This window comes from Duganella dendranthematis (assembly GCF_012849375.1).
GTDB lineage: Bacteria > Pseudomonadota > Gammaproteobacteria > Burkholderiales > Burkholderiaceae_D > Rugamonas > Rugamonas dendranthematis.
This window is the reverse complement of record NZ_CP051684.1, coordinates 6,042,117-6,058,541: the sequence shown is the minus strand read 5'-3', so window position 1 is coordinate 6,058,541 and position 16,425 is coordinate 6,042,117. Positions and strand designations below refer to the sequence as shown.

14 protein-coding genes are annotated in these 16,425 nt (G+C 63.3%); 13 read left to right on the top strand and 1 reads right to left on the bottom strand.

Features of this window, described 5'->3' with window-relative positions; all coding sequences use genetic code 11:
* The first annotated feature begins 32 nt into the window (after window positions 1–32).
* From pheT to HH213_RS27690, 5 genes are all read left to right on the top strand, one after another.
* Complete coding sequence (gene pheT, locus HH213_RS27710) at window positions 33–2,456, top strand: phenylalanine--tRNA ligase subunit beta (RefSeq protein WP_169114421.1); 2,424 nt, start codon at window positions 33–35, stop codon at window positions 2,454–2,456.
* A gap of 145 nt (window positions 2,457–2,601) precedes the next feature.
* Window positions 2,602–2,949, top strand: a complete 348-nt coding sequence (locus HH213_RS27705; protein WP_019919772.1) for an integration host factor subunit alpha — start codon at window positions 2,602–2,604, stop codon at window positions 2,947–2,949.
* A gap of 17 nt (window positions 2,950–2,966) precedes the next feature.
* Complete coding sequence (locus tag HH213_RS27700; protein WP_110849665.1) at window positions 2,967–3,380, top strand: MerR family transcriptional regulator; 414 nt, start codon at window positions 2,967–2,969, stop codon at window positions 3,378–3,380.
* A 142-nt stretch (window positions 3,381–3,522) separates the two neighbouring features.
* Window positions 3,523–4,155, top strand: coding sequence for a response regulator (locus HH213_RS27695; RefSeq protein ID WP_110849666.1), 633 nt, complete (start codon window positions 3,523–3,525; stop codon window positions 4,153–4,155).
* A gap of 108 nt (window positions 4,156–4,263) precedes the next feature.
* On the top strand, window positions 4,264–5,844 hold the full coding sequence (locus HH213_RS27690) for a CHASE3 domain-containing protein (RefSeq protein ID WP_110849667.1): 1,581 nt from the start codon (window positions 4,264–4,266) through the stop codon (window positions 5,842–5,844).
* On the opposite strand, the gene HH213_RS27685 is transcribed toward HH213_RS27690, so the two are convergent.
* A complete protein-coding gene (locus HH213_RS27685) occupies window positions 5,741–6,544 on the bottom strand; it encodes a Crp/Fnr family transcriptional regulator (RefSeq protein ID WP_169114420.1) in 804 nt (267 codons plus the stop codon). The two genes, HH213_RS27690 and HH213_RS27685, sit on opposite strands and share 104 nt — an antisense overlap.
* A 224-nt stretch (window positions 6,545–6,768) precedes the next feature.
* Between HH213_RS27685 and HH213_RS27680 the strand changes: the two genes are divergently transcribed.
* The 8 genes from HH213_RS27680 to HH213_RS27645 all read left to right on the top strand — a co-directional run bounded on the left by HH213_RS27680 (window position 6,769) and on the right by HH213_RS27645 (window position 16,413).
* Window positions 6,769–7,437: a response regulator transcription factor gene (locus HH213_RS27680; protein WP_169114419.1), complete on the top strand. Its 669-nt coding sequence runs from the start codon at window positions 6,769–6,771 to the stop codon at window positions 7,435–7,437.
* Window positions 7,434–8,423, top strand: a complete 990-nt coding sequence (locus HH213_RS27675; protein ID WP_169114418.1) for a sensor histidine kinase — start codon at window positions 7,434–7,436, stop codon at window positions 8,421–8,423. Before HH213_RS27680 ends, HH213_RS27675 begins: the two co-directional genes overlap by 4 nt.
* A gap of 101 nt (window positions 8,424–8,524) precedes the next feature.
* Window positions 8,525–8,953: a type IV pilin protein gene (locus tag HH213_RS27670; protein ID WP_110849670.1), complete on the top strand. Its 429-nt coding sequence runs from the start codon at window positions 8,525–8,527 to the stop codon at window positions 8,951–8,953.
* Window positions 8,938–9,570, top strand: a complete 633-nt coding sequence (locus HH213_RS27665) for a GspH/FimT family pseudopilin (protein ID WP_169114417.1) — start codon at window positions 8,938–8,940, stop codon at window positions 9,568–9,570. Before HH213_RS27670 ends, HH213_RS27665 begins: the two co-directional genes overlap by 16 nt.
* On the top strand, window positions 9,567–9,986 hold the full coding sequence (locus HH213_RS27660) for a type IV pilus modification PilV family protein (protein ID WP_110849672.1): 420 nt from the start codon (window positions 9,567–9,569) through the stop codon (window positions 9,984–9,986). The genes HH213_RS27665 and HH213_RS27660 overlap by 4 nt, the downstream gene beginning before the upstream one ends.
* Window position 9,987: 1 nt before the next feature.
* Entirely contained in the window at window positions 9,988–11,187 is a 1,200-nt protein-coding gene (locus tag HH213_RS27655; protein ID WP_169114416.1) for a PilW family protein, read from the top strand.
* Window positions 11,184–11,780 (top strand): pilus assembly PilX family protein, encoded by a 597-nt coding sequence (locus HH213_RS27650; protein ID WP_229263197.1) that lies wholly within the window; start codon window positions 11,184–11,186, stop codon window positions 11,778–11,780. The genes HH213_RS27655 and HH213_RS27650 overlap by 4 nt, the downstream gene beginning before the upstream one ends.
* A gap of 25 nt (window positions 11,781–11,805) precedes the next feature.
* The gene (locus HH213_RS27645) at window positions 11,806–16,413 is read left to right on the top strand and encodes a pilus assembly protein (RefSeq protein WP_169114414.1); all 4,608 of its coding nucleotides are present in this window, start codon (window positions 11,806–11,808) and stop codon (window positions 16,411–16,413) included.
* The last annotated feature ends 12 nt before the right edge of the window (window positions 16,414–16,425 follow it).

The window sequence follows — 16,425 nt, the reverse complement described above, 5'->3', positions numbered from 1 at the left end:
CAGGAGCGACGCGATAACTAGAAAGAACGAATATGCAATTCTCTGAAAATTGGCTGCGTACCATGGTCGATCCGAAGATGACGTCGGACGAACTGGCCCATCTGCTGACGATGTCCGGCCTGGAAGTGGAAGAAGTCGAACCGGTCGCGCCGCCGTTCTCGAATGTGGTCGTGGGCCACGTGCGCGAAATGGCCAAGCACCCGAACGCCGACCGCCTCAACGTCTGCGAAGTGGACGTCGGCACCGGCACCTTGCTGACCATCGTCTGCGGCGCGCCGAACGTGCGTCCGGGCCTGAAAGTGGTGTGCGCAATGGCCGGCGCCGTGCTGCCGCCTGGCGCCGATGGCAAGCCGTTTGAAATCAAGGTAGGCCAGCTGCGCGGTGTCGAATCGCAAGGCATGCTGTGCTCGGCCAAGGAACTGAAACTGTCGGAAGAGGGCAGCGGCCTGCTGGAATTGCCGGACGATGCGCCGGTCGGCCAGAATTTCCGCGATTACTATGCGCTGAACGACCTCAAGTTCACCATCAAGCTGACCCCCAACAAGGCGGACTGCCTGTCGGTGCTGGGCGTGGCGCGTGAAGTGTCGGCGCTGACCGGCGTCGAACTGATGGTGCCGACCTTCCGTGCGGCCACCGTCAACCTCGACGAAAAACTGCCGGTGAAAATTTCGGCGCCGGACCTGTGCGGCCGCTTCTCGGGTCGCGTGATCCGTGGCCTGAACGCCAAGGCGGTCACGCCGGACTGGATGAAGCAGCGCCTGGAGCGCAGCGGCCAGCGTCCGGTGTCGGCACTGGTGGACATCTCCAACTACGTGATGCTGGAACTGGGCCGTCCGAGCCATGTGTTCGACCTGGACAAGATCCACGGCGGCTTGGACGTGCGCTGGGGCCGCAAGGGCGAATCGCTCAAGCTGCTCAACGGTAACACCATCCAGGTCGACGAATGGGTGGGCGTGATCGCCGACGACCAGGCACTCGAATCGCTGGCCGGCATCATGGGCGGCGACGCCACGGCCGTCTCGCTGGACACCCAAAACATCTATCTGGAAGCAGCATTCTGGTGGCCGAACGCCATCCAGGGCCGCGCCCGCAAGTACAACTTCTCGACCGATGCGGCGCACCGCTTCGAGCGTGGCGTCGATTATGCGACCACTGTTGAGCACATCGAGCGCATTACCGCGCTGCTGGTGGAAATCTGCGGCACCAGCCACACGCAGGTGGGCCCGGTGGACGACCAGATCGTCAACCTGCCGAAGCGTGAGCCGGTGCAACTGCGCACCGCGCGCGCGCAGAAAGTCATTGGCGTGGCGCTGGACGACAAGGTTATCGCGGATATCTTCACCCGCCTGGCGCTGCCGTTCACGCTGGCCGATGGCGTGTTCTCGGTAACGTCGCCGTCGTACCGCTTCGACATTGAAATCGAGGAAGACCTGATCGAGGAAGTGGCGCGCGTCTACGGCTTCGAGAACATCCCGACCGTGGCGCCGGTGGCTGCCAACACCATGATCATTGCGCCGGAAAACACCCGTTCGCTGTTTGCGGTGCGCCACCAGCTGGCCGACCTGGGTTACCAGGAAGTGGTCAACATGAGCTTCGTGGAAGCCCAGTGGGAGCAGGACTTCGGCGGCAACAGCAATCCGATCAAGCTGCAGAACCCGATCGCCAGCCAGCTGAGCGTGATGCGTTCGACCCTGGTCGGCAGCCTGGTGGCCAATGTGCGCTACAACCTGAACCGCAAGGCCAGCCGGGTGCGCGCGTTTGAAATCGGCGCCATCTACCAGCGTGACGACAGTGTGCCGGACGGCCCGCTGACCGTGGCCGGCTATCACCAGCCGAAACGCGTGGCCGGCATTGCCTACGGCCCAGCTTCGGACGAGCAATGGGGCCAGGACACCCGCGCCATCGACTTCTTCGACGTCAAGGCCGACCTGGAGCACCTGTTCGCGCCGCTGGCACTGCGTTTCGTCAAGGCCGAACACCCGGCGCTGCACCCAGGCCGCTCGGCTCATGTGTTGCTGAATGGTAACGTCATTGGCTTCCTCGGCGAACTGCATCCACGCTGGTTGCAGAAATACGAGCTGCCCAATGCACCGATTGTGTTCGAACTTGATGCGCTTGCCTTGCAGCAACGTCCAGTGCCAAAGTATGATGAGATCTCCAAGTTCCCGGGTGCGACCCGTGACCTGGCGGTGGTCGTCAGGCAAACGATTCCAGCGCAGGATTTGCTGGACGCATTCAATGATGCTTTGCAAACAATTCCTCAGGGAAAAATTGTGCAAGCCATTGTTTTGTTTGATGAATATCGTGGTAAAGGTTTGGAGGCAGACGAAAAATCGCTTGCTTTCCGCTTTAGCTTGCAAGATACTCAAAACACGCTGCAAGACGATGTGGTCGAAGCCGTCATGGCTGCCGCCAGCGATGCCGCCAAGCAGAAACATGGTGCGCGTCTGCGCTAGTAAGTATTGCATTTTTGACTAATAGGGAGTCCGGCCTGCGCCGGACTTGTTCATTTTTGATATAAGGCAGGGCTGGAAAATTAATAACAACGACGTTGATTCCGCCGTACTCCAATCCGCATTGGCTGCCGATCTGCACCGGGCCATGCAGGTTGCCAAAGTGCGCCAGGATGCTGAAAAAGATTTGCCCACGCTGACCAAGGCGGAACTGGCCGAACTGTTGTTCGAGCAGGTCGGCCTGAACAAGCGTGAGGCCAAGGACATGGTGGAGACCTTCTTTGACGAGATCCGCAATGCGCTGGAACGCGGCGAAGCCGTCAAATTGTCCGGTTTCGGCAATTTCCAGCTGCGCGACAAGCCGCAGCGTCCAGGCCGCAACCCGAAGACCGGCGAAGAGATCCCGATCACGGCGCGCCGCGTCGTGACCTTCCACGCCAGCCAGAAGCTCAAGGGCATGGTCGAAGAGAGCAATCCGATGGCGCGCGCCGCCTGAACGGGAGCTGAGTCGTCATGAACGATCGTCTCGCCAAGTCCGAACTGGTCGTGCTGCCGCCGATCCCGGCCAAACGCTACTTCACCATCGGCGAAGTTAGCGAGCTGTGCGGCGTGAAGCCGCATGTGCTGCGTTACTGGGAGCAGGAATTTACCCAGCTCAAGCCGGTCAAGCGGCGTGGCAACCGCCGTTATTACCAGCACCACGAGGTGCTGCTGATTCGGCGCATCCGGGAACTGTTGTACGAGCAGGGCTTCACCATCAGTGGCGCGCGCAATAAACTCGACAGCCGTGCCTACGATAGCGCGGCTGCGGAGTATGATGCGGGAGCGGTCAACGGCGTGCATCCGTCGGCCGTTGTACCCCCGCTGGACCGCGACTTGATACGCGGCGAATTGCTGGCGATCCTCGGCTTGCTCAAGCAGGACTAAGGATCCCGCGCACCGCTGGCGCAAAGCGCGGCGGGCGGAGCGTGATTGCTGCTATACTTCTTTCAATATTATTTTATTATCAGCGACGCTGATGCACGGTGGCGGATAGCCCGACTTCGAGCGGGTACGACGAGAGGAAACAATGATACGCGTTGCCATTTGTGACGACCATCAAATTGTAAGAGCAGGCTTTAAACAGATTTTTTCATCCTCGGACGATTTCGAGGTGGTGGCGGAAGCCGGTACCGGGCGCGAAGCGCTGGATATCGCCCGTCGCGAAATTTGCGATGTGCTGTTGCTCGATATCGCTATGCCGGACCAGAGCGGTATCGACACCTTGCGCACCATCCGTCAGGGGCAGCCTGATCTGCCGGTGCTGATCCTGTCCGGGTATCCGGCGCAGCAGTACGCGCTGAACCTGTTCAAGATGGGTGCCAACGGTTACCTGAACAAGGAATGCGAAGCGGACGAGCTGATCACTGCGGTGCGCACGGTATTCCAGGGCCGCCGCTATGTGAGCTCCCAAGTGGGCGAGTTGCTGGCGCAAAGCTTTGACCGCGACCCGAACAAGGCGCCGCATACGGAGTTGTCCGACCGCGAGTTCCAGGTGTTCCTGCGCCTGGCGCGTGGATCGACCGTGTCCGACATCGGCGTGGCGCTGTCGCTGAGCATTAAAACCGTTAGCACCTACCGCACTCGCATCATGGAAAAGATGGGGATGCAGTCGAATTCGGACCTGACATACTACGCGATGAAGAATAATCTTTTAGATTAGCAACACGTGCGCACCGTTGGGGTGCGCACAGACGCATCAACTTTTCTTCCAGTCTATAATTGGTATGCTTGGCGTAGTTACGCCTTGCCCCAATTGTGAAGGAAACGGATGTATTTTACCGTCGAAACAGCGCCGCATCACCGCTTGCCGCTGTACAAGACTCTCTTGTGCGTGACTTGCGCATTGCTGCTCATCGTCAACGGTTTCAGCCTGTTCCACAATTTGCAAGCACTGCGCGGTGCGCAAGTCCTGCTGAGCCAGACTGCGCGCGTCGCCGACCGTCTGCAATACCTGAACGTGCTGGTGCTGGATGCCGAAAGCAGCATGCGCAGCTATTTCCTGTCCGACCGCGACGCCTATCTCGGGCCGACCCGTACCGCGCTGACCGACAGCGAAGCCGAGTTCAAGGAACTGGAAAAGCTGCTGTCCGATAATCCCTCGCAATTGAAGAATCTGACCCAGCTGCACACGCTGGTGCGCCGCCGCCTGAGCATCATGAGCCAGGCCATCGACGTCTACCGTGATGGCGGCCTGCAGGAAATCGTTAATATCGCCAAGCTCAGCGACGACCGTTCCAGCATGGACGAGATCCGCCTGCTGGTGGTGATCATGGAGCAGGAGCAGAACGAAACGCTGAACGCGCGCAGTGCCGTGTTTTACAAGGAATACCAGAAGGCCGTGTGGCTGGGCGTCAGCATCAATGCGCTGGCGATCCTGGTGCTGGTGATGTTCTACCAGCTGGTGCGGCGCAGCTTTGCGCACCGCGCGGCGGTCGAGCACGCGCTGCAAAGCGCCAACGAGAATCTGGAAACCACCGTCGAGCAACGTACCGAGCAATTGTCGGTGCTGTCACGCCGCCTGATCAGCATCAGCGAAGAAGAGAAGATGCACCTGTCGCGCGAACTGCACGACGAGCTGGGCGCCAATCTGACCTCGATCAGCATGGATATCGCCGCCGTCACGCAGCAACTGCGTCACAGTCATCCGGAACTGGCTGAGCAACTCAAGCGGGCCCGTGGCACGCTGGTGGAAACGGTGGAGATGAAGCGCCGCATTGTCGAGAATCTGCGGCCGAGTCTGCTGGATAATCTGGGTCTGTGCGCGGCCATCGAAAGCTATTGCATGGAATTTACGAGGGCGTCGCAAGTGCGCTGCGATTGCAGCGTCGCGGCCGAGATTGAGGGATTGAGCCGCCATTCCGGCGACTTGTCGATTGCGCTGTTCCGCATCGTGCAGGAATCGCTGACCAACATCCGCAAGTACGCCAAGGCCAGCCGCGTGACCGTCACGCTGAACCGCACCACGGAAGGCTTGATGCTGCGGATTATCGATGACGGCATCGGCATCGCGCCGGATACCATCATCAAGCCGATGTCGCATGGTTTGCTGGGGATGCGCGAACGCGCCTTGCAATTGGGCGGTGTGATGAATATTCGCCGTGGCCGCAACGATACGGGTACCTGTATTGAGGTAGCGATTCCGCTGCGTCACCGCGAGGGCATGACGCCACCACCTGAGCCGACGGCGCAGGAGCGCCGCGCCAACATGACGCCGACCATCCTCCCGCCGGCGATCAGCGATGTGATCAGCAGCGCGCTACATCCAGGCGCAGACGGTCAAACTCCGTCTTCGCCACCTTATAGCACTCACCCGCATACGCCTCCAAGCCTGAGCGATCAAGCACAGTGATATTGCCGCGACGGTAGGTGATCAGGCCTTCATCCTGCAACTTGCCGGCGGCGGCGGTGATGCTTTCGCGGCGCACGCCCAGCATGATCGAGATCATTTCCTGCGTGACTTTCAGCGAATTGGATGGCGAGCGGTCCAGGCGGTCCAGCAGCCAGCGGCACAGTTTCTGTTCGATCGAGCTGTGACGGCCGCCGACGGCGTTTTGCGCCATTTGCGCGAACAGCGCGGTGTTGTAGCGCATCAGCAGTGCCGGCAGCGCACCGCCACGGGCGAATGCAGCGCGCAGGTGTTCAGCCTTCATGCGGTAGCCATAACCGGCGGCCTGCACGACGGCGCTGCACATAGCGCGTTCACCTTCAAACAGCGACACGCCCACCACGCCTTCATGGCCGATCACGGCGATCTCGGTGGTGGCGCCGTCTTCCATCACGTACAGCAGCGAGACAATCGCCGAGGTTGGGAAGTGCACATATTCCATCGCATTGCCGAACTCGAACAGTTCTTTGCCAAATGGCAGTTGCACCATTTCCAGGTGTTCAAACAAGGATTCCAGCACCTCGCGCGGCAAGGCTGCCAGCAACTCGTTCTGCTGAGCGCCGGTGTAGGTTACCGCAGGCCGGGACGCAACTTTGATTGCTTTGGCGCCTGCCGGTAAAGCGCGGGCGGTTTTGGTGGTTGCGTTGACTTGGGTGGTGTTCATGGATTCCTCACAAAGCTAGTTACGTGTTGGTGTAACTTTATGGGGAATGTTAATTATCGAACATAAGAGCAGGGGACGCACAAATGTAGGCATGTGCCATGCACACTTGTAGTCCTGATCCTACATGGGCAGAGATGACCTGTCTTTATCGGGGAGGCAGGGGCATAATGTCACACATCCAAAATAAGCGGCGCACGAATATGCAGGCGAGTTTGCAGGCGAATATGCACATCCTTGTAGTAGAAGACGACGCCGTGTTGGCGGATGGTCTCAGCCGCGTGCTGGGTGGTCATGGCATGGCCGTGGAAGTGGTCGGCAATGGCACGCAAGCGGATCTGCTCCTACAACGCGCCGTCACCGCCGAAGTGGTGGTGCTGGACATCGGCCTGCCCGGCATGGACGGCTTCGAAGTGGTGCGGCGACTGCGCGCGCGCGGCAGTGCGGTGCCGGTGCTGCTGCTGACGGCGCGCGACGCCATTGAGGACCGCGTGCGCGGGCTGGAGCAGGGCGCCGACGATTATCTGGTCAAGCCCTTCGCTACCGCCGAACTGGTGGCGCGCGTGAAAGCGCTGGCGCGGCGCAATACGCCCAAGCCGGCCGGACTGGCGTTGGGCGACCTGTCGCTGGACCTGGCCGCCAAGCGCGCTCGCGTCGGCGATAAGGTGATCGAATTGTCGGTGCGCGAATGGGCGGTGCTGGAATATCTGCTACAACATGCGGCGCGCGTGGTCTCCAAGCAGCAGATCATCGACGCCATCCTGCCGTGGGGCGACGACCTGACGCTGAACGCGGTGGAAGTCTACATCTCGCGCCTGCGGCTGAAGATCGCCGATGCCGGCGTGGCGATCCGCACCATTCGCGGCTTCGGCTACGTGCTGGAACTGGCCACATGAGCGGCAGCATCCGCTTGCGCCTGCTGCGCTGGGTGATCCCGCCGGTGCTGCTGATGAATCTGCTGGCCGGCGCGCTGGCCTACATGCTGGCGCCGCCGCCATTGCGCGAAGTGGTGCTGCGCACGTTGGTGCTGCTGGAAATCGTATTTGCGCTGGGCTGTGTCGGGCTGGTGTGGTTCTCGGTCAGCAACGGCCTACGTCCGCTGAGCCGGCTGCGTTCCGAGCTCAACGCGCGCGAAGGCGACGACCTGGCGCCGATCGCGGCGGCCGAGGTGCCCTACGAGCTGGAGCCGGTGGTGTCGGCCTTCAACGGCCTGCTGGCCAAGGTGGGCGAGGGCGCGCAGGCGCGGCAGGATTTCCTGGCCAATGTTGCGCACCAGCTGCGCACGCCGCTGGCCGGCCTCAAGACCCAGCTGGAATGGCTGGGCGCGCGCCACACGGAGCCGGATACCGCCAAGTCGGTCGGCCTGATGCTGTCCGCCACCGAGCGCATGATACGGCAGACCAACCAGCTGCTGGCCCTGGCGCGCGCCGAGCCGCACCACTTCGAGAAAACCCGGCTGGAGCCGCTGGCGCTGGACGCGCTGGTGGCCGACGCGGTGCAATCCTTCGTCGACCAGGCGCGGCTGAAAAACATCGACATCGGCTTCGACCTGGCGCCAGCCACCGTGGTTGGCGACCGCTTCCTGCTGCGCGACCTGATCGATAACCTGATCGACAACGCCATCCGCTATACGCCGCCGCACGGCGCGGTGACGGTCAGCGTGCGGCCCAAGCTGCTGATCGTGGAAGACAACGGCCCCGGCATTCCACTGGCGCGGCGCGAGCAGGTTTTCAATCGCTACGTGCGGCTGGACGACAAGACCCACGGTAGCGGCTTGGGCCTGGCAATCGTGCGCGATATCGCCGTGGTGCACGGCGCCCGGCTGACCATTTCCGACCCGCCCGACGGCAGTGGCGCGCTATTTACGGTCAAATTTAGCTGACTTTGTGCGCTTGTCAGCGGTTTGTCAGGATTTCCTCAGGGAAATGCAAGCTGGCCACGTTATACTTTCTCCATAGAACAATTTTCGTCTATGGGGACATCATGAAACGCGCACATGCAGGCTTTACCCTGATCGAACTGCTGGTGACGGTGGTCATCATCGGCATTTTATCGGCGGTGGCGATTCCGATGTATGGTGACTACGTCACCCGCAGCCGCCTGACCGAGGCCTTCACCGCGCTCGGCGCAGCGCAGCCGGCCGCCGAACAGTTCTGGCCGAATAGCCGCACCTATGCCGGCTTCGACGGCGCCACCGGCTTCCCGGCGGCCAGCAGCAACTTCACCTATGCGCTGAGCAATGCCGGCGCCTCCACCTACACGCTGACCGCGACCGGCATCGGCAAGATGAACGGCTTTGTCTACACGCTCGACCAGAACGGCAAGCGTGCTACCACCGGCAGCCCAAGTGGCTGGGGTACCAGCACCGATTGCTGGGTCGACCGCAAGGGCGGGAAATGTTCGTCCAACTAAATCGTCGCGCAGCGGGCTTCACGCTGCTCGAGATGATGATCGCCATCGTCATCATGGGCGTGCTGCTGGCGATCGCCATCCCCAATATGAGCGCCTGGTTGCTGGCCACGCGGGCCCGCTCGGCCAGCGAGTTCTACATGGAAGGCTTTGCGCTGGCGCGCCGCCAGGCCGTCAGCCACAACAGCGAGAGCCGCATCACGCTGACCGTCAATCCCGGCACCGGCCAGATGGACTGGCAGGTCGACATCTGCTTCCCGCGTCCCGGCACGCCGTGCGACGACAACAGCGGTTCCTGGTCCACCACCGATGCCGCCGCCGGCAACGACCCGCAAGGCGTGGCCGGCTACCGCTCGGTGTTCCGCGCCGCCAGCGCCTTGCCCGGCACCGACGTCCTCGCCCCCAGCATCCTGCCGGAAGGCGCGACCGCCATCTATTACACGCCGCTGGGCTGGGTCGATCCGTCGGTCGACAACCGCCTGACCCAGCTGCGGCTGGACCCGTCCGCCGCCTACCAGCGCGACGTGCCGGTCAGTGCGCTGGCGGTGTCGCTGGCCGGCATGCCGACCAAATGCGACCCGACCAAGGCGGCCGGCGATTCGCGGGCGTGTCCGCCATGATGCGGCGCCGGCACAGCCGCGTGCAGCGCGGCATTGCGCTGCTGGAGGTGATGATCGCACTGGTCATCCTCGGCATCGGCCTGCTGGGCGCGATCGGCATGCAGGCGCGTGCCTATTCGGTGCTGTCAGATGCGGGCCTGCGCGCCGAGGCCACGCTGGCGTGCGAAAAGCTGGTCGGGACCATCAGCACCGACGCCGCCAATGTGGCCAACTACGCGCTGGCTGAAGGCGCCACGCCCAACAGCACTATCGGCCCATGGGCGCGCGAAACCGGCGCCGCGATTCCCGGCGCGGTGATCTCGGTAGTGGTGACACCGCAGACGCGGCGCAGCCAGGTCGACATCAGCATCCGCTGGACCCGCAAGGCCGGCTCGGCGCAACTGCGCGAGCAGCTCACCGCTTACATAGGCTCCTGATATGCGCCGCGTGCTTGTTTTCCGCCATGCTGCCGGCTTTTCGCTGGTCGAACTGATGGTCAGTGTCGTGATCGGCATGCTGGCGATCTTGTTTGCCACGCGGCTGATCGTCAGCGGCGAGCAGACCAAGGATAGCGCGGTCGGCGGTTCCGACTCGATGCAGAATGGCATGCTGGCGCTGTATTCAATCAGCAACGACGCTGCCCAGTCCGGCTGGGGCCTCAACGACACGCTGGCGGCCGGCTGCGAAACCAGCTTCAGCGATAGCGGCGGTTACGCGCTGGCGCAGATCAGCGTCAATGGCGTCACCCGCACACCGCTGGCGGCGGCCGTGATCCAGCCGGGCGGCGCCGGGCCGGACGTGATTTCGCTGTATGCCGGCAAGTCGGCGGCCGCCGTGGCGTCGCTGCGTATCAATGGCGAGATCGTCGCCGGCGCCAGCGTGCTGCCGACCACCACCCAGACGCCGTTCGGTTTTGCCGCCGGCGACGTGCTGCTGGTGGTGCCGGAACCGGCCACGGCCGCCAATCCGGCCTGCTCGATCGTGCAGATGAGCGGCATGCAGGCGGCGCCGGACAACGACAAGATCGCCCTCGGCAGCGGCAATAATTTCCGCTTCGGCCCGAGCGCCGGCATTCAAAACGCCTACGCCAAAGGCGGCGGCCGCATCTTCAATCTCGGCGCGCCGGGACGGCTGGCTTTCCATACCTGGTCGGTGGCGGGCGGCACGCTGCTGCTACGCGCCACCGACCAGTCCGGCGCCAGCGCGCAGGGCGTATCGGTGACCGACAACATCGTCACGATCAAGGCCCAGTACGGGCTGGACACGCGCGCCATGGCGGTCTACAACCCGCTGCCGGCGCCGGACGGCAGCGGCGTACAGCTGACGCAATGGAGCAATACCATGATCGATGCCGATGGCGATCTGGTCGTGGCCGGACCGGGCGACTTCCAGCGCGTGGTGGCGTTGCGGCTGGCGGTGGTGGCGCGCAGCAAGTCGGCGCAACGGCCGGACAGCGACGGCCAGTGCCATGCCACCGATACCAAGCCGACTCTGTTCAGTACGGCGGTGGGCAGCGCGGCAGCGGTGCCGGTGACCGTCAACGTCGCCGTTGCCGGCGATCCGATCGCCTGGCAGTGCTACCGCTACCGGGTATTTGAAACCGTGGTACCCGTGCGCAACGCGCAATGGAGGCCATGATGGCGCATCTATCCCGCTGCGACCAGCGCGGCATCGCCTTGCCGATCATCCTGATCATGCTGACGGTGATGCTGGTCAGCAGTATCTACCTGCTGCGCGCCAGCACTTCGACCACGCTGACGGTGAACAACCTGGCCTATGACGCCGCGCTCAGCAAAGAAGCCGACCTCGGCGTGCACGCTGCCTTCGAATGGCTGTCGCAGCCGTCCACCAAGGCGCTGCTGGTGGCCGACAGCGCCGCCAACGGCTATGTCGCCACCATGAATCCCATGTGGACCGTCAGCACGCCGGCGTTCTGGACCGGCTCGGTGACCAAGGATCCGGTCGGTGGCGGCAGCCGCGTCGAATACGTGATTCACCGCATGTGTACCTTTGCCGGCACCTACAACGCGACTTCGCCAGCGGCCAACAGCTGCATGCTGAGCGCTGCCAAGCAGGGCGTCGCCGCGCCAGTCGCGCTCGGTTCCAGCCTGTCGCAGAGCTCGGTCATATATGACAACCAGCCGCAGCTGCACTACGTGATTACCGCGCGCATCTTCGGCCCGCGCGGCGGCAACGTGGTGGTGCAGTCGGTCGTGATGATGGGGCCGTGAGGCCGATCTTTAGAATGGAACGATCATGAGATTCTCGCTGCCTTCACCGGCCCGCCGCGTTTTGCTGAGCCTGATGCTGCTGGCGTCGGCCGCCGCGTTTGCGGCCCAGACCCAGATCGCCCAGGTGCCGCTGCTGAACATCACCGGCACCGGTACCGTCAAGCCGAATCTGATGCTGTTGTTTGACAATTCCGGCTCGATGGACCAGGCCTACACGCCGGACTACGTGGACGACGCCATCTGCCGCGGCGCCGCCACGCTGGCCTCCAGCGCGGTCAGCTGCTCGCCCGGCCATCCGCCATACATGACGGCCGACTTCAACAAGCAATACTACAATCCGGCGATTCTGTATGCGGTGCCGGTCAAGGCCGACGGCACCTTTTATCCGTCGCAGACCACCTTCACCAAGGTCAGCAACGACGGCTTCAGCGTGCGCTACAGCGTGCTGGGCGGCACCGCCAGCGGCACCGCCTCGAACATCAACCTGCTGACCGACTTTCCCGATCTTCGCTGGTGCAATCCCAACAACAGCAACGACTGTGGCACCAACACCACCACCTACACCTACCCGGACGCCACCCACACCTCGGCCACGCAGATTTCCGGCGGACCGTACTACTACAACATCGGCGTCACCGAATACTGCACCGACGACACCATGACCGTGTGCCGCACCACTTCGGCGGGGGCGGGGGCACCGACCAATTATCCGGTGGCGGTCAAGGTGCGCTGGTGCAGCGACAAGGCACTGACCGTTTGCCAGGCCAAGCAGGTGGGGGCGTTCAAATATCCGCGCTATTCGACCTCCGCCGGTTCGGTGGCAGCGTACGCCACCATTGCCATCGGCACCTCGATCGCCACCGGCCCGCTGGACATTAGCAGCGTGACCATCAATGCGAACGGCACCATCGTGCCGCTGACGTCGGGTCCGGTGACTGCCAGCGGCGGCACCACCACCGCCATCAATCGCCAGGCCATGGCCAGCGCGCTGGCGTCCAACATCAACAACGCGCCGACTACGCAATATCTGGCGTGCGTGCGCACCCCAACTGGTGTCAGCAACGTGCCGACCTGCGCCAGCCTGGGCATCACGCTCAGCGCCGACAATATCGTCGGCGTGGTGGCGGTCGATTGCAGCAGCACACCCAAGAACGCCGCCAGCTGCCCGCGCATCTTTGACGCCTCGCGTTCCGGCTATGCGCTGACGGTGACGACCTCGCCGCCGGCGGCGGTGCCGTCCACCGCGCTGCTGACGATCGCCGGCACGGCTGCCAATTCGCTGTTTCTGTCGACTACCATCAAGCTCGATAGCACCACGCTGGCCAGCAATGTGTCGATCGGCCGCAACGCCAGCGCCGCCACGGTCGCCAGCACGATTGCCAACGCGATTGGCGTCAATGGTAACGTCCGCGGCTATGTCGGCGGCAATGGCGTGACCGACATCTGCCGCGCCGCCACCAACAGCACGGTCTGCCTGGTCAATGTGGCGGCCACCGGCAGTGGCCAGACGCCCGCCGCCAGCGCAGTCTCCGGCCTGACCTTCAGCGCCACCAAGAGCGCCGGCTTTGCCGATACGATCCCGATCACGACGGCGCCGATGTCGGGCGGCTCGACCGGGCCTAGCAGCTTCGTGCGCGTGAATATCGTATCGGGCAGCACCTATCCGAAGGGCAGCGACCGCACCGATTGCGTGGCCCAGTCCGGTGTCTGCACCTACCAGGAGGAAATGACCAACTTCGCCAACTGGTACGTCTATTACAAGACCCGGCTGCAAATGATGAAGACCTCGGTGGGGCTGGCGTTCGCCGCGCTCAACGCCAATTACAAGGTTGGTTTTGCCAAGCTGTCGGTGGTGGCCACCGGTGGTGCGATGGACATCGTGCCGGCCGATTTCACCGGCGCCTCGCGCAGCAGCTGGTACACCAAGCTGTACGCCACCACCACCTCCGGTTCGACGCCGACCCGGCCGGCGCTCGATAACATCGGCCGCATGTTCGCCAACCAGACGCCGTACCAGTACGCGGCGGGCCAGGAAGTGGTGCAGTTTCCCTGCCAGCAGAACTTCGTGATCCTGACCACCGACGGCTACTGGAACGGCGGCTCGACCAAGGATTACAACGACGACTACTCGCCGGTGGTCAACAACGACAACGCCGAAAGCACCGCGCGCTTCTGCAGCTACGCCTCCGGCTGCGTCGATACGCGTGCCCAGAGCGTGCCGTCGCTGGCGGACGTGGCGCTGCACTGGTACAACGGCGGCTCCAGCGACGGCACCATCTCGCTGCGGCCGACGCTGGAACCGAATATGGCCAAGGCCGGCTCGGTGCCGGCGCGCTCCGGCGAAAACACCCACCTGCACATGAACACCTACACGCTGGGCCTGGGCGTGGACGGTGTGATGAACTACGACCCCAACTACGACACCACCGCGCGCAAGGTCGGCGGCGACTTCTACAACCTGATCACCCGCGTGGCCACCGGCTGCCCGTGGAACAACAACGGCCCGTACGTCTGGCCGAATCCGGACGTGACCAACGGCGGCAACACGGTGCAGGAGCGGGTGGACGACCTGTGGCACGCGGCCGTCAACGGCCACGGCAAGTATTTCAGCGCCTCGCAGCCGAAGGAAGTGGTTGCCGGCCTCAGCGAAGCGCTGTCGAATATGCAGATCCGCCTTGGTGCAGCAGCGGCGGCGGCGACCTCGACGCCGAATATCTCGCAGCAGGACAACGACATCTTCTCCGACACCTTCACCACCGTGAAGTGGTATGGCGAGCTATCGGCCAAAAAAATCAACACGTCGACCGGCGAAGTCGGCAGCACCGTCACCTGGACCAGTTCCGACACGGTTGGCCGCAATCCCGGCGCCAGCGGCCCGGCCGGGCGCATCATCAAGATGCTGGACACCACCAACGGCACACTGAAGGAAGTCACCTATGCCAACATGAGCACGCTGGAAAAAGGCTGGTTCAGCAACAAGTGCACGGCGCTGGCGCAGTGCACATTGCTGACCACGGCCGAACGCGCCACCGTCAACGATGGCGCCAACCTGGTCAACTGGCTGCGCGGCGCGCAGACCTATGCCGACGACCGCCTGTTCCGCGCCTACACGCTGACCGACCACACGCCGGCCGGCCTGAGCGGCCCAATTCCGATCCTGCTGGGCGACATCGCCTCGTCCAAGCCGGCTTATCTGCGCGACTCGCGCAAGAATTACACGCGGGCCGGCTATGCGGCCTTCAAGGCCGCCACGCAAACCCGCCCGGCGACGGTGCTGACCGCCGCCAACGACGGCATGCTGCATGCGTTCGACGCCACCAATGGCAACGAGCGCTGGGCTTACATGCCGCGCATCACCATGAAAAAGCTGTATTTGCAGGCCAGCACCACCTACGGTACCAACCACCAGTTCAGCACCGACGGCTCGCCGGAGCTGGCTGACGTGCAGATCGGCGGCGTCTGGAAGACCGTGATGGTGGCCGGCCTCAATGGCGGCGGCCGTGGCTACTACGCGCTGGATGTGACCGATCCCGTCAATCCGGTGGCGCTGTGGGAATTCTGCGCCGATTCCACCGTGTGCAGCCGCAACGATCCTGATTTGGGGTTGACCTTCGGCAATCCGCAATTTGGCCTGTGGAACAACCAGTGGGTGGTGTTCCTGACCTCCGGCTACAACAATGTGCCGGGCACGGATGGCGTCAATACCGGCAGCGGTCAGGGCATTCTGTACATTGTCGATGTCGCCACTGGTGCGGTGCTGAAGAAAGTTTCGACCCAGACCGGCGACACCACCACGCCGTCTGGCCTGGCCAAAATCACCTCGATCAGCAGCGACCCCAACCTGGACCCGGCCACCACCTACATCTACGGCGGCGACAATAACGGCCGCATGTGGCGCTTCGATCTGACCGACGCCACCGGCGCGACCGTACCAGTAGTCAAGATGGGCGACGCCGGCGCTACCAAACCGATCACCACCCGGCCGGACGTGACACTGTGCGCGATGACCACCAGCAGCACCGACAACGGCGTCACCAGCAGCGCCACTACCGCGCAGCGCGTGGTGCTGTTCGGCACCGGCCGGCTGCTGGACGTGCCGGACACCACCAACACCGACGTCCAGAGCCTGTTCCTGCTGAAGGACAGCGGCGCCACCATCAGCAACGTACGCGGCAGCACCATGGTGCGGCAGACGCTGAGCCAGGTCGGCACCAGCAGCAACATCACCTTCGCGCTGACCAGCAACCCGGTCGACCTGAGCCAGAAAGACGGCTGGTTCTTCGACTGGAGCATCACCGCCGGCGAGCGCATGAACCTGGACCCGCAAATCGTCAGCGGCGTCGCCAATGTGGTGACCAACCTGCCATCGTCGTCGTCGGCCTGCTCGGTGGGCGGCACCAGCAATGCCTACCAGGTCGACGTCTGCACCGGCACCGCGCTGCCGAATACGCCGGCCGGCACCATCCTGTCGTCGGACTCGGCGGCGGTCGGCTTCATCATCTACCGCCTGCAAAATGGCCAGCTGAAGATGACTAGCACGCTGGCGACCGGGGTCACCAAGACCAACCAGCTGCAGGAGGGCAAATCGGCCGAGGCGCACCGGGTCGGCTGGCGCCGGGTGCAGGGGGAATAAGTTACTGTCGCA